Origin of the sequence: Candidatus Accumulibacter aalborgensis (assembly GCF_900089955.1) — a bacterium.
Taxonomy (GTDB): domain Bacteria; phylum Pseudomonadota; class Gammaproteobacteria; order Burkholderiales; family Rhodocyclaceae; genus Accumulibacter; species Accumulibacter aalborgensis.
In genome coordinates, this window is sequence record NZ_FLQX01000113.1 from 26613 (window position 1) to 40137 (window position 13525).

The following is a 13525-nucleotide window of genomic DNA, read 5'->3' on the forward strand; positions in this document are numbered from 1 at the left end:
GCTGACGGCCTCTCGGTGGACTGCCTAGCGCATTCTGGCGCCGTTCTGTCGTTTGCGGCCAGCGATTTTTTGGTGATTTTTTGTGTCCGAGGATGCTTGATGAAATCAACACCTTCCCGAACCAGTGCTCTGCTCGCGGCATTGATCTTCGCCTTGTCGCCCGCTGCGGCACAGCAGCCCCCACCCATGTCGACGCCCGGTGCCACTTCGGCCGCGGCGCGCACCTTCTCGCAGCAAGACCTCGATCGGCTACTGGCGCCGATCGCGCTATATCCCGACCCGCTGCTGGCGCAGATTCTGATGGCCTCGACCTACCCGCTCGAAGTCGTCGAGGCGGCGCGCTGGGTCAAGGCCAATCCCAAGATCAACGGAAAGGCTCTCGAGGATGCGATGGCCAGGCAGTCCTGGGATCCGGCAGTCAGATCGCTGACCGCGGTGCCGCAGGTGTTGCAGCAGATGAACGAGAATCTCGACTGGACGCAGAAGCTCGGCGACGCCTTCCTGGCGCAGCAGGAGGGTGTAATGAACACGGTGCAGGCCCTGCGGGCGAGGGCCGATGCAGCGGGCAATCTAAAGTCCACGCCCCAGCAGGTGGTGAAGACCCAGACGCAGGGCAGTCAGACGATTTACGTCGTTGAACCCGCCCAGCCGGAAGTGGTGTATGTGCCGACCTACAATCCGACGGTCGTGTACGGCAACTGGTGGTATCCGACCCCACCGTATGCTGTCTACCCGCCGGCCTATGTCTATCCCCCCGGCCTCGTCTTCGCAACCGGCGTCCTCGTCGGCGCGGCGATCTGGGGCGCCTGCAGTTGGGGCTGGGGCCGCAGCAATGTCAACGTCAATGTCAATCGCTACAACTCGTTCAATCGCACCAATATCAGCAACAGCAACTGGAATCACAATGTTGATCACCGCCGCGGCGTGGCCTATCGCGATCAGAACGTTGCCAACCAGTACAACCGTGGTGGCAATGCGCAGGCGGCCAAGGCCCGCGAGGATTTCCGCGGTCGTGCCGAGACCGGGCGCTCGGAACTCAAGGGCATGGATCGCAGTGAACTGAACAACCGCGTCAAGGACGCCGATCGCGGGTCGCGGGAAAATCTGGGGGGCCGTGGCGATGTGGGCCGCGGTGATGCCGGCCGTGGCGACGCGGGGCGGGGCGAGGTGAGCAATCGCATGCAGGGCGCCGATCGTGGTGCCGGCTCAGCGGGGCGTGACCGGGTCGACGGTGGCGGAAATCGTTCCGGCGGAACGCACGACCGCTCGGCTGGCGGTGGCTTCTCCGGCATTGGCAATGGTGCGTCCACGCGTGAGGCCAGTCAGCGCGGCAGCGGCAGCCGCGCGGCGATGGGTAATCGGGGAGGCGCTGGTTCAAGCTTCGCTGGCGGAGGCGGTGGCGCCAGCCGGGGAGGTGGCGGTGCAGGCTTCGGAGGTGGGGGGGGACGGGGAGGTGGCGGCGGAGGTTTCGGCGGCGGTGGCGGGCGTGGGGGTGGAGGCGGCGGCCGTGGCCGTTAACCTCGCCTGCCCACCACTTTCTGCGGAGAAGACTACGATGACCCTGAAAAACACGATAAAAACGCTCGCTGTCGCCCTGTTGATCGGCCTGACGCCGGCGGTCGATGCGGCGCCGCCGGCGCCGGCTGCACAGGCTACCGTTCACAAGACCTTTGCGACGCCTGAAGACGCCGCCAGCGCGCTCGCTGAAGCCGTTCGTGAACAGGACGTGCACGCGCTGCTGGCGGTGGTCGGTCCAGCATCGAGAACCTGGCTGTCGAGTGGCGACGCGGTGGCCGATCGCGACGACTGGCGGAAATTCCTCGCCGCCTACGACCAGAAGCACAGTATCAGCAAGGTAACGGACGACCGGGCAGTCCTGCTTGTCGGCGAGGGTGACTGGCCCTTCCCGGCACCCGTGGTGCGCAAAGGCAAGGGCTGGGTTTTCGACGCCGCCGCTGGCCGCGAGGAAATCATCAACCGGCGCATCGGCCGCAATGAGCTTGGTGCGATCCAGACCCTGCTGGCCATCGTCGATGCGCAGCGCGAGTATGCCGCCGCTGACCCGGATGGCAATGGATCGCCGGACTACGCCCAGCGCTTCGTGTCGAGCAAGGGCAAGAAAGACGGCCTCTTCTGGCCGGTCCAGGGCGACGAGCCGCCCAGCCCCCTGGGGCCTCTGGTCAGCGCTGCGGCGCGCGAGGGCTATGGCAGCAAGACGGCCAGCGTTGCGCCGGCGCCGTATCACGGATACCACTACCGGATGCTGACCGGGCAGGGCAAGGACGCGCCGGGAGGTGCCTACAGTTATCTGGTCAAAGACCGGTTGATTGGTGGCTTTGCCGTCATGGCCTATCCCGCCAGGTACGGTGTCTCGGGCGTCATGACTTTCATGGTCAATCACGACGGGACGGTCTACCAGAAGAACCTGGGCAAAGCCACCGAGGCCAAGGCGCTGCGGATAGGCAGTTTCCTGCCAGATTCAAGCTGGACGAAAGCCGAGTAGTCCTCTGTCTGCCGGGCAGATCCCTGCCCGGCACCCTGCCGCTGCAGGCCCTTCACGCGGTCGGTGAGCGATGTCAAAAAAACTGGCCATGGACACCATCCCGTCAAATCGGCCATAATCGCATGATCTGTACACGGCGCCTGCCATGAAGTTTCTCTTCGACCTCTTCCCTGTCATCCTCTTTTTCATCGCCTACAAGTTTGCCGGCATCTACGCCGCGACCGGCGCGGCCATGGCGGCGACCTTTGCCCAGATCGGCTGGCTGTGGTTCAGGGGCCGCAAGATCGACACCATGCTCTGGGTCAGCCTGGTGATCATCACGGTTTTTGGCGGCATGACCCTCCTGCTGCAGGACGAGACGTTCATCAAGTGGAAGCCGACGGTGCTCTACTGGGCGTTCGCTGCGGCACTGCTCGGCGGCGCGCTGTTCATGAAGAAAAACCTGATTCGTGTCCTCCTCGCCGAGCAGATGGAACTCCCCGACGCCGCCTGGAACAAGCTCAACTGGGCATGGATCGTGTTCTTCATTTTCATGGGGATCATCAACCTGTTCGTCGCGCTCAACTTTTCGACCGACGACTGGGTCAACTTCAAACTGTTTGGCGCGACCGGGCTGATGCTGGTTTTCGTGCTTGCCCAGGGCTTGCTGCTCTCGAAATACCTTGAGGAGAACAAATGATGCTCTACGTCATCGTCGGCGACGATCGCCCGGACTCGCTTGCCGAACGTCTCGCCGCGCGGCCGGCGCATGTCGAGCGTCTCAAGGCGCTACTCAACGAGGGGCGCCTGCTGCTTGCCGGCCCCTTCCCGTCGATCGACTCCGCTGATCCGGGGCCGGCGGGTTTCTCGGGCAGCCTGATCGTTGCCGAGTTCGCCTCGCTCGAAGCTGCGCAAGCCTGGGCTGACGCCGATCCCTACGTCGCTGCTCAGGTGTACGAGAAAGTCACCGTCAAGCCATTCAAGAAAGTGCTGCCGGCGTGAGTGAACCGCCAGTCGCCGGGGATGTTGCCAATATCGAAGCAATCGTTCGCCAACGCCTGGCGCTGCTCTCGCCAATTCGCCTGGAACTGATCGACGACTCGGCCAGGCACGCGGGCCACGCAGGCGCGCGAGGCGGTGGCAGGCATTACAGTCTGCTGATCGTCGCGGCCGCTTTCGCCGGCCAGGCGTCTCTGGCCCGGCACCGCCTGGTTCACGAGGCACTTGGCGATCTGCTGCAGAGCAGGATTCATGCGATCAGCATAAGACCACTGGCCCCCGAAGAAACCCCGACAACGGCTTCGCCCGCTTCCTGATTCAACCCGCTCTACCCCATTCCCCCACCACAGAAGGAAAATCAGACATGTACAAGCTCTCCAAGCTGGCCAGCGCACTGCTGTTCGGCGCACTGATCTCGTTACCGGCGGTCGCCGCCGACAAGGCCAAGAGCGCAACAGCGGCCAGCGCTGGTGCGCCTGCTGCTGGCGCTGTCGCCACCGTCAACGGGGTCGCCATTCCGCAATCGGTGGCCAACGCGTTTGTCGCCGAGCAGCAGGCGCAGGGCGCTCCCGACAGTCCGGAACTCAAGAATGCCGTTCGTGAAGAACTGATCCGGCGCGAGTTGCTGGTTCAGGAAGCGAAGAAGCTGGGCCTCGACAAGAAACCCGATGTCATCGCACAGGCCGATCTGGCACGGCAGGCGATTTTCATCCGTGCCTTCGTGCAGGACTTCATCAAGAAGCACCCGATCAGCGATGAGCAACTGAAAGCCGCTTACGAGCGGATGAAGACCCAGATGGGCAGCACCGAGTACAAGGTGCGGCATATTCTGGTCGAAAAGGAAGACGATGCCAAGGCGATCATCGTCAACCTGAAGAAGGGCACCAAGTTCGAGGAACTGGCCAAGCAGTCCAAGGATCCCGGTTCGCGCGAGAAGGGTGGCGACCTCGGCTGGAACAGCACGGCGGGTTACGTGAAGCCGTTTGGTGATGCCGTCGCCGGTCTGGCCAAGGGCAAGTATACGGAAACTCCGGTGAAGACCGATTTCGGCTATCACGTCATCCTGGTCGAGGACAGCCGCCCGCTGACCCCGCCACCGCTCGACCAGATCAAGCCGCAACTGACGCAGCGCCTGCAGCAGGAGCAGCTCCAGAAGTTCGTCGGCGACCTGCGCGCCAAGGCAAAGGTGGACTGAGCCGACCTCGGCTCAAGGCAGCAGATGGCGCCGGTAGAATACCGGCGCCATTTTCTTGCGTGCGATCGTCAGTCGCCGGCCAAGAGCGTGCAGCAACCGTGGCCGGTTCCGCGCGACCCCACCCACTGCCGCGCATTGCGGAACATCCGCAGCCAAGGCGAATCATGCCAGCCGTGCGACTCCCAGTCGGCCGGGTGCCACGACATCTGCCCTGCGAAAGACCCGTTCCGGGTGCGGCATCAGGATCGAGGGCTGTGGGACCCCATCCGCGATTGACGCCGCTTCACGGGAGCTCATATACTTTCGTTGGTGCCGTTGGATTTCTTGTCCTTTGAAACGGCACTTCCACCACGGCAATCTGCTCGAGCTCCCTGCGGATGCTGATCCGTTCCGCCATTGGGAGTCTGAATCCAAGCGGGGGCGTTGGCGCCAAGCTCTTGCTGCGTTATGGCGGCGGAATGCGGGAGGAACTTCACGCTTTGCTAAAGTATCGAGAGCGACATTTCGCCCAGGGGGGCGAGGTATTCGTTTGGCAGGGCACGCATACTCCCTGACTCGGCATCCTCCATGCAGTGGCGATTGATGGCTTCTGTGAATCCTCAGTCTTGCTCAAGTAGAAAATTACCGAGTCGACGAGGTCGTCACTGGCTTCAACACTCAAGCCCACCCAGGAGCCCCCATGAAAGCCTGGATTTGCACTGCGGGCCGGCTATGTCCGACCGAAGTTCCGGAACCGATTCCCGGCCCAGGCGAAGCGCTGCTGCGCGTTCGTTTCGCCGGCATCTGCCGCAGCGACCGGCAGGTGATGTTAGGGCTCTATGGGCCGCGCGACGGCTCGATTCTCGGACACGAATGCAGTGCTGAGGTTTTGTCCTCCGCATACTGGCCGGCCGGCACTCCGGTGGCGGTCAACCCGCTACTGCCCGATGGCAGCTTCCTCGGTATCAATCGCCCCGGCTGCTTCGCCGAAACCATCGCCGTCCCCGAGGCCTGTGTTCTGGTCTTGCCACCGGAACTGGACCTGCTCAAGGCAGCCGCGGCGGAACCAGTCGCGGCCTGCGGCGCCATCCTCCTCTCGCCTCTGCACGGTCGCGTTGCGGTGGCGGGACAGGGACGCATCCGCGCCTTGTGCGAAGCTATCCTCCGCCACTGCGGTTTCGAGCCCCTAGAAGACCCCGAAGCCGGCTCCTGCGACTGGGTGATCGAAACCGATCCGCGTCCCGCCGCTCTGCAAAGGGCGCTCGAACTCCTGCGCCCCGGCGGCAGCCTGATCCTCAAGAGTCGTCACCCCGGCAAGATCGAACTGCCTCTCAATCTCCTGATCGAACGCGAACTCAAATTTGAAGCCCGGCGTTACCTGCCCTTCGATCAGGCGCTGGAACTTCTAGCCGGACTCGACCTGTCGCCATTGCTGGCGCCGCCGCGTGCCGCCGCCGAACTGCCCAAGCTCATCAGTCGCGACAACGAAAGCCACAAACTCATCGTCAAGTTCTCCTGATGTGCGGCCTCCTCGCCATCGCCGGAGGAATCCCGCCCGACACCGATGCGGCGCTTGAGGCGCTTCAGCATCGCGGCCCCCAAGGACGCGGCCAATGGTCGCAGCCCGGGCTCTTCCTCGGACACACCCTGCTCAGTCTGGCGACGGCGCTTCCAGTGGCACAACCGCTGATCAACGACGAGCTCGGTCTGGTCGCGGTGGTCAACGGCGAGTTCTACGGTCACGAAGAGCTCCGCCGCGAGCTGCAGGTTCAGGGATGCCACTTCCGCACTGAGCTCGACTCGGAGCTGCTGCTGCACCTCTACGCCCGTCGCGGCCTCGATGGCTTCACCGCCCTGCGCGGCGAGTTCGCCTTCGTCCTCTGCGATCTGCGCAAGAACCGGCTTTACGCGGTGCGCGACCGCTTTGGCATCAAACCCCTGTATTTCCGCAGCGACCCCAGGTCCCTCATCTTCAGCTCGGAAGTGAAGGCGATCCGCGCCCTCGGATTTCCACTTGAGTGGGATCCAACCAGCCTTTTCCAAGCGGCCTCGCGGCAATACCACAACCTCGACCGCAGCCTCTTCGCCGGCATCTCAATGGTCCATCCTGCTCACTTCCTTGAGGTCGATCTCCGCGACCGCAGCTGGACGGAACGCCCTTATTGGGAGATGCCTTTACGTCAAGCACAAAACCGTTCCGACGCTGAGGCCGCCGAGCTCTTGCGCCAGCAGGTGCAAGAGGCCGTGTCCCTGCGTTTGCGGACCCCGCACGCCGCGGCGATCCACCTCAGCGGTGGCCTCGATTCCACCGCCATCGCCTGCCTTGCCGCGGCCGCAGGCTCCGACTGCCGGCTCTTCACCGTCAGCTACCCCGGCAGCGCCTACGATGAACTCGAACAGGCTCGGGCGACGGCGGCATTCCTCGGCCTGCCGCTTCAGGAAGTGCGGGTCGACGCCAAAGCTATCGCCGCGTCCCTGGCCGACGCCGTTGTCAGCTCCGAAGGACTGGGCATCAACGGTCACCACAGCGCCAAATTCCTCCTCAACGCGGCCATCCGCCGCGCCGGACACAAGCTCGCCCTCAGCGGCGAAGGAGCCGATGAACTTTTCGCCGGTTATCCCTTCTTGATTGCCGGGCGCCAAGACGCCGCGGTCCGAGGCATCATGCACGCCGCCGGTCAGGGCCTGTCGCTCGCCGCGGTGTTATCGGAGCTGGGCCGCATCCCCGCCTTCTTCGCCGCCAAGGCCGCCCTCGGCCTCGCCCACCAGTCGCTGCTGGCACCCGATTTCCTCGCCCAGTTCGCCGCAAGCGACCCCTTCCTCGACGCCATCCGTCAGCCCGGTTTTGCGGCCGCCGCAAAAGGCCGCAGTGAGCTTGATCTCAGCCTATTTCACTGGATCAAGAGCGCACTGCCGCAATACATCCTGCGGACCCTTGGCGACGGCTGCGAAATGCCACACAGCATCGAGGGCCGCGTCCCGTTTCTCGATCACCGGCTCTGCGACTTCGCCGCCACCTTGCGCGAAGACCAGCTCATCCGCGACGGTCAAGAGAAATTCCTCCTCCGCCAAGCCCTGCGCGGCCTGATTCCAGAGGAAGTTCGCGTGCGCCGCAAACACCCCTTCATGGCCCCGCCGGTGATCGCCCAGCCGCCCCTGCTCGCCCTCCTGCGCGACAGCCTCGGCCACTGCCCAACTCACTACTGCCCTCGGCGCCTGGGTCGCGTGATCGAGGCCCTGCCGACGATGAGCGAAGCCGAACTCAAACGCTGGGAACCGCCGCTGTTCCTCTTCCTCTCCAGCGTCGCCCTCGAACAAGGAATGCAGCGATAGAACTTCTCGATTTCGTTCTGGAGCAATGCCGCCTTCGACCGCAGGCCCCGGCGATCGACGAGGCCGGGCGCATTCTCAAGTATGCCGAGCTCGGCAATCAGGTCGCAGTCCTCGCGACGGAACTGCGGCGCCAGCAGCTTTGCGGAGTCCGCATCGCTCTGGATCTCCCCCGCTCCACCGCCTTCGTCGTTGCCATTCTCGCGGCCTGGCGCTGCGGCTCCAGCTTCGTCCCGATTCACGGCCTGCCGGAAGAACGGCGGCGCTTCATTCTTGAAGAGGCCGAGCTTGGCGCGCTCATCGGACTTGATGAATGCAACCACTTCAGCCTGGTCCCGTCGGTGAACCCTTCAACCTTTCAACCTTCTGACCTTTCAACCTTTTCCCCGGAAGCCTGGCTGATCTACACCTCGGGCTCCAGCGGCCAACCCAAGGGCGTCAGCGTCGGCCACGGCGGATTGCCGGCGGTGATCCATCAGCAGATCGCCGCCTTCGAGCTCGGGCCGGGCAGCCGCTGCCTGTGGATGTTGTCGCCGCTTGTCGACGCCTCGCAGTCGGACATCTTCACCGCCCTGCTCAGCGGCGCCACCCTGGTCATCGCCCCGCCCTGCGAACTGAGCCCTGAACGACTCCTCGGCACCCTGGCTGAACACCGCATCAGCTACCTCGACATCCCTCCCTCGCTGCTGCGCCTGCTGTCGCCCGAAGACGCTCCCGAGTGCCTGCTGACCCTTGGATTCGGCGGCGAGATCTGCCCGCAAGAGACGGTGCGGAATTGGTGCCAACGCGTCCGCCTCTTCAACCTCTACGGCCCGACCGAAGCGAGCATCTGCTGCAGCTTGATCCGCTGCACTCCGGATTGGTGCGAAGGCGACATCGGCCAACCGCTCGACGGTGCCGAGTTCCGCCTCGATCCAGACACCGCCGAGCTGCTCATCGGCGGCCCCTGTCTCGCCCTTGGCTACTGGCAGCAGCCGGATCTTAATGCCGCCAAGTTCATCGAGCTCGAAGGGCGGCGTTTCTATCGCAGCGGCGATCGGGTCGAAAACCGTCGGGGTGACTGGCGCTTTCTCGGCCGCATCGACCGTCAAGTCAAGGTGCGCGGCCAGCTCGTCGAATGCGCCGAAGTGGAGTCGGCGCTGCTGCGTCTGCCCGGGGTCACCGAAGCGGCGGTTTTCCTGCACGGCCGTCGCTTGGCTTGCGCCTACAGCGGCCTTGCGGCGACCGCAGATCTGCGCTGCGGCCTGCAACGACTTCTGCCCGAGTGGATGATCCCGCCCAAATTCCTGCGCCTGCCGCAACTGCCCCGCAGCAGCAGCGGCAAGATCGATTATCCCCAACTGACTCCCGAGCAAAGGGAAGAAAACCCTGGGCTGCCGCCCCGCAACCAGCAGACGTCGCTTCGATCCCTGGCGGAAGCTTTCCTCGGTTATGGCGTGGATCCCGATCTGCCCCTGCGCCACCAGGGGCTCGACTCGCTGGGCGCCTTCGAACTCGCGGCCAAGCTCCAGTCCGCCGGGATGTATTGGGCTCCCGAAGACCTGATGCAGAACCTGCCTCTTGCCGAGCTCAAAAGAACCGCGACACTGATGAGTTTGGAAGATCTCGATTTTGCTTTGCTTTCGACCCCTTGCGGAGCGCACGTGGTAGCCCAGGGTTGTTTCGACCCGGGGTCAGCAAGAAGGATGATTTCCCGACCCCTTGCGGGTCGCACAGAGCCCGAACTCACGCTGCGCGACCCGCAAGGGGTCGGCGAAATACGGGAGATGCCACCCCAGGGTCTTCGCCGATGCGTCTCGACCCTGGACTACCCTGTGCGACCCGCAAGGGGTCAAGCCACGGCAGGCATTCAGGATGATGACTCTGCGGCAGCCCTGGCTTTCAGCGCCCTCTTCCTCACTGGTGCCAGCGGCTTCCTTGGGCTCGAGCTGCTTTGCCAATTGCAGCAGCGCCTGCCACAAACACGATTCCTGCTGCTTCTGCGCGGCGAGGCGACGCGCCTCCGACAAGTCGCCCAGGCAGGCGGACTGAAGCCCGACTTCGAACGCATCGAGGTGATTCAAGGCGACTTGACCAAAGAAGACCTTGGCCTCAGCGAGGCCGCTCGCCAGAAGATCCTCGCGGCCGAAATTTTCGTCCACGCCGCCGCTGAGCTCAGTTCGAGCCGCTCTCTTGCGGAACTCGCAAGAATCAATGTGGGCGCAACCGGAGAACTCGCCCGTCTCTATCTCGCCGGCTCCGGACGTCGTTTCCATTTCATCTCCACCCTCGCCGTCTTTGTCTGCTCCGACACCCCTCCCGGGTCAATCACGGAAGACACTCAGCCGAGTGGCAACATCGCCGGCGCCTACGCTCAAACCAAGCTTGCCGCAGAGCTGGGACTGCGTCGGCTCATCGGTTTCGACCGCGGCCTGCGCCTGCTGCGTCCCGCCCTCATCGGCGGCGCCGCCAGTCGCGACGCCCTGCCGCGTCAGGACTTCTTCACCTGGATGCTGCAGGCCCTGGTTCGCCAGCCGCTCGATCCCGAGACCGTGCCCGCCTATCTGGAACTGGCGGTCTCCCCTCTCGAAGCCAATGCGGCGGCGATGGTCCGCATCATCTGTGATGATCTTCCCGCCCTCTGTTTCCATCTCGCGCCGCAGCGCCATCTGTCGCTGCGCCAGCTCTGCGCCTGGAGCTGCGAATTTGCGGGGCGTCCTGGCCTCGATCTCGACTCTTGGCGCCAAGCCCAGAACGGCTCGCCACTGCTGCCGGCGCTCAACGGCCTCTTCTCTTGCCGACAAGATCAAGGACGGGCGCACGACCTCTTTCTCGCCAGCGGCTTTCAGTTCAGCGACGCTCAGCTGCCAGAGCCGAATCGCGACCAGATCTTCGCCTATTTGCGGCAAGCGCAAAAGCCTCGGCCGCAGGACAAGGTCGGTTTGGTGCTCGGCAAATTCCTGCCTCCTCATCGCGGTCATCTCCACCTTGTCGACTTCGCCCGCCGCCGCGTCGACCGTCTTTACGTCGTCGTCGGCACACTGAAGGCCGAACCGATTCCCGGCGAGCTCCGCGCCGCATGGATGCGTGCACTCTGCCCCGACTGTGTCGTCCTGCACCTCACGGACGAAAATCCGCAGCAGCCGGAGGAGCATCCTGACTTCTGGGGCATCTGGGAACGCAGCCTCAAAGGCATCTTACCCGAGCCGGTGGACTTCGTCTTCGCCTCCGAGAGCTACGGCACGCGGCTGGCTGCCGTCCTCGGAGCCGAATTCATCCCCTGCGACCTGCCCCGTCAGACCTTCCCGGTCAGCGGCACCGCGGTGCGTCATGATCCCCGCGCCCAATGGGCCTTCCTGCCGCCGCCAGTGCAAGTCTATTACCGCCGTCGCATCTGCCTCTTCGGTCCTGAATCCTGCGGCAAGAGCACGCTCTGCGCCCAGCTCGCGGCGCACTTCGGCGGCAGCTGCGTCCCCGAATTCGCCCGCAGCTATCTCGAAGCCCTTGGCCGCGAGCCGATGGAAGCCGATATGCCGCTCATCGCCCGCGGCCAGATCGCCCAACAAGAGCGCCTCGAACACAGGGCCGGACGCTGGCTCTTCTGCGACACCGACGGCCTCAGCACCTGCATCTGGCAGGAACGCCTTTTCGGCCGCCGCGACCCGGTCCTTGAAGACCTCGCCACCAAGCCCGCCTGTGAACTCACCCTGCTCTGCGATACCGACCTCCCCTGGGTCGCCGATCCGGTGCGTTACCTCCCCGATGACCGCCAGCCCTTCCTCGATGCCTGCCGAGGCCGTCTCGACGCCGCCGGACGCCCTTGGCGCCTCGTCAGCGGCCACGGCGAAGCGCGGCTGCAAAATGCCATCGCCGCGATTCAAGAGTATTTCTCGCCGCAAGGAGATCCGACATGAACATCTCGCTGCCCTGGTGGCACGACTTCTACGACGAAACCATCGAGGCCGTCCTCCTCAACTCGGGCTCGGAGCAGGACAATCTCGCCCAGGCTCGCGCCCTGATGAGCTTGCTTGGGCTGGCTCCCGGCGCCCGGGTCCTCGATCAATGCTGCGGCAACGGCCGACTCAGCCTGCCCCTCGCCCGCCTCGGCTGCGAGGTGCTCGGGGTCGACCTCGCAGCCTGCTACATCGCCAAGGCCGAAGCCCGGGCCCGCGCCGAAGGCCTGAGCGTCCGCTTCCAGGTGCAGGACGCCCTCCTTTGGTCGGCGACGCCGCGACGCCAGGCCGTGATCAACATGTGGACTTCCTTCGGCTACAGCGACGACGACGAGGTGAATCAGCAGATGCTGCAGCGCGCCTTCGACTCGCTCGAGCCCGGCGGGATTTTCCTGCTCGACACCCTCAACCTGCCCGGCGTCCTTCATCATTTCCGTCCCCGCATGGAGAACCGTGTCCCCACACCCGAGGGCGAGATCCATCTCGAGCGCCTCACCCGCCTCGACTGGGATCGCGGCCTGATGCTGAAGGACTGGATCTACACCCTGCCCGATGGCCGCCGCCAAGTCAAACACAGCTCCACCCGCCTCTACCTGCCGCACACGATCATCGCCATGCTCCGCGACTGCGGCTTTGTGGACATTTCGATTTGGGGCGAACTCAACGGCTCGCCGCTCGGCATGGACAGCCTGCGACTCATCATGCAAGCCCGGAGGCCCTTATGATCCGCCACCAGGCTCCCGCCGACAATGAAGCACTGCGTCAATCCCTCTACCAGGGCCAGGTTTTCCTGCTCGAGGCCAACGTGGCCAGCCGCGCCCTCGGCCACGCCGTGCGCTGCCTTCTGCTCAAGCATTTCGGCGCCGATTACCGCTCGCTCGAGCACAGCGCCGACGGCGACGTCTTCTTCGGCCGCATGGGCCTCTCGCGTCGCGAGCTCTACCTCCAACCCGAACCGCAGCGACTCATCGCCCAGCTCGTCGCCAGCCTCGGTTTCGATCCCGCCCGCAGCGCCTGCGACCCCCTGCGCCTGCGCGCCATCCTGCACGACGGCGAGCAGAACCTCCGCGCCAAGGCGGTGTATTACCCCCATCGCGACACCTGGTACTCCCATTCGCAATCGCTGATCACCTGTTGGATTCCCCTCGACGATCTACCGCGCGAAGAGACGTTCGTCTTCTTCCCCGGGCAATTCACCCAGGCGGTGGCCAACAACTCCGAGATCTTCGACTACCAGCGCTGGGTCGAACGCGACTGGAACCTCAAGATCGGCTGGCAGCACAAGGACGACGGCCTGACCGCCCAATATCCCGAGCTTACCGGAGCCTTGCCCGAAGACGCGGCCAAGATCGGTTTCTCCTGTCGCCGCGACCAGGTGCTGCTTTTCGCTGGGCACCACTTGCACCAGACCCTGCCGCAGTCCCGCGGCCGCAACCGCTTCAGCCTCGACTTCCGCCTCGTCCAGCTCGACGACCACGAAGCTGGACGCGGCGCCCCCAACGTCGACAACCGCTCCACCGGATCGGCCCTGCCACACTACATCAACTGCGCCGCGGCGCTGCGCGCCTAAAGAAGCAGAGCGCGGAGCTTTTGCACTCCGCGCTCTGG

At 64.5% G+C, this 13525-nt stretch carries 11 protein-coding genes and 1 pseudogene; 11 read left to right on the forward strand and 1 reads right to left on the reverse strand.

The window, feature by feature from the left end; genetic code table 11:
• The first annotated feature begins 99 nt into the window (after positions 1-99).
• The 6 genes from ACCAA_RS22480 (at position 100) to ACCAA_RS11705 (ending at position 4676) form a co-directional block, all read left to right on the forward strand.
• The gene (locus tag ACCAA_RS22480; protein ID WP_186407428.1) at positions 100-1518 is read left to right on the forward strand and encodes a DUF3300 domain-containing protein; all 1419 of its coding nucleotides are present in this window, start codon (positions 100-102) and stop codon (positions 1516-1518) included.
• 37 nt (positions 1519-1555) lie between these two features.
• A complete protein-coding gene (locus tag ACCAA_RS11685) occupies positions 1556-2503 on the forward strand; it encodes a DUF2950 domain-containing protein (protein WP_186407429.1) in 948 nt (315 codons plus the stop codon).
• Between the two features lie 145 nt (positions 2504-2648).
• Complete coding sequence (locus tag ACCAA_RS11690) at positions 2649-3182, forward strand: septation protein A (protein WP_186407430.1); 534 nt, start codon at positions 2649-2651, stop codon at positions 3180-3182.
• Positions 3182-3484 (forward strand): YciI family protein, encoded by a 303-nt coding sequence (locus ACCAA_RS11695; RefSeq protein WP_186407447.1) that lies wholly within the window; start codon positions 3182-3184, stop codon positions 3482-3484. The genes ACCAA_RS11690 and ACCAA_RS11695 overlap by 1 nt, the downstream gene beginning before the upstream one ends.
• The gene (locus tag ACCAA_RS11700; RefSeq protein WP_186407431.1) at positions 3481-3798 is read left to right on the forward strand and encodes a BolA family protein; all 318 of its coding nucleotides are present in this window, start codon (positions 3481-3483) and stop codon (positions 3796-3798) included. Before ACCAA_RS11695 ends, ACCAA_RS11700 begins: the two co-directional genes overlap by 4 nt.
• A gap of 47 nt (positions 3799-3845) precedes the next feature.
• Positions 3846-4676: a peptidylprolyl isomerase gene (locus ACCAA_RS11705; protein ID WP_186407432.1), complete on the forward strand. Its 831-nt coding sequence runs from the start codon at positions 3846-3848 to the stop codon at positions 4674-4676.
• A gap of 68 nt (positions 4677-4744) precedes the next feature.
• On the opposite strand, the pseudogene ACCAA_RS22725 reads toward ACCAA_RS11705, so the two are convergent.
• Positions 4745-4925: pseudogene (locus ACCAA_RS22725) on the reverse strand (phosphoribosylformylglycinamidine synthase subunit PurQ); the annotation flags it as partial.
• 430 nt (positions 4926-5355) lie between these two features.
• Between ACCAA_RS22725 and ACCAA_RS11710 the strand changes: the two are divergent.
• From ACCAA_RS11710 to ACCAA_RS11730, 5 genes are read left to right on the forward strand one after another with little or no spacing between them, the layout of a single operon-like run.
• The gene (locus ACCAA_RS11710; protein WP_186407433.1) at positions 5356-6174 is read left to right on the forward strand and encodes an alcohol dehydrogenase catalytic domain-containing protein; all 819 of its coding nucleotides are present in this window, start codon (positions 5356-5358) and stop codon (positions 6172-6174) included.
• Entirely contained in the window at positions 6174-7988 is a 1815-nt protein-coding gene (gene asnB, locus ACCAA_RS11715; protein WP_186407434.1) for an asparagine synthase (glutamine-hydrolyzing), read from the forward strand. The genes ACCAA_RS11710 and asnB overlap by 1 nt, the downstream gene beginning before the upstream one ends.
• A 17-nt stretch (positions 7989-8005) precedes the next feature.
• Positions 8006-11878, forward strand: coding sequence for an AMP-binding protein (locus ACCAA_RS11720; RefSeq protein WP_281193191.1), 3873 nt, complete (start codon positions 8006-8008; stop codon positions 11876-11878).
• Complete coding sequence (locus tag ACCAA_RS11725; RefSeq protein ID WP_186407436.1) at positions 11875-12642, forward strand: class I SAM-dependent methyltransferase; 768 nt, start codon at positions 11875-11877, stop codon at positions 12640-12642. Before ACCAA_RS11720 ends, ACCAA_RS11725 begins: the two co-directional genes overlap by 4 nt.
• Complete coding sequence (locus ACCAA_RS11730; RefSeq protein WP_186407437.1) at positions 12639-13487, forward strand: hypothetical protein; 849 nt, start codon at positions 12639-12641, stop codon at positions 13485-13487. Before ACCAA_RS11725 ends, ACCAA_RS11730 begins: the two co-directional genes overlap by 4 nt.
• Positions 13488-13525: the final 38 nt, after the last annotated feature.

Excerpts from the sequence above, each read along its gene's own strand:
- ACCAA_RS22480 (WP_186407428.1), top strand. The coding sequence starts at position 100 with ATGAAATCAACACCTTCCCGAACCAGTGCTCTGCTCGCGGCATTGATC.
- ACCAA_RS11685 (WP_186407429.1), top strand. The coding sequence starts at position 1,556 with ATGACCCTGAAAAACACGATAAAAACGCTCGCTGTCGCCCTGTTGATC.
- ACCAA_RS11690 (WP_186407430.1), top strand. The coding sequence starts at position 2,649 with ATGAAGTTTCTCTTCGACCTCTTCCCTGTCATCCTCTTTTTCATCGCC.
- ACCAA_RS11695 (WP_186407447.1), top strand. The coding sequence starts at position 3,182 with ATGCTCTACGTCATCGTCGGCGACGATCGCCCGGACTCGCTTGCCGAA.
- ACCAA_RS11705 (WP_186407432.1), top strand. The coding sequence starts at position 3,846 with ATGTACAAGCTCTCCAAGCTGGCCAGCGCACTGCTGTTCGGCGCACTG.
- ACCAA_RS11710 (WP_186407433.1), top strand. The coding sequence starts at position 5,356 with ATGAAAGCCTGGATTTGCACTGCGGGCCGGCTATGTCCGACCGAAGTT.
- asnB (WP_186407434.1), top strand. The coding sequence starts at position 6,174 with ATGTGCGGCCTCCTCGCCATCGCCGGAGGAATCCCGCCCGACACCGAT.
- ACCAA_RS11725 (WP_186407436.1), top strand. The coding sequence starts at position 11,875 with ATGAACATCTCGCTGCCCTGGTGGCACGACTTCTACGACGAAACCATC.
- ACCAA_RS11730 (WP_186407437.1), top strand. The coding sequence starts at position 12,639 with ATGATCCGCCACCAGGCTCCCGCCGACAATGAAGCACTGCGTCAATCC.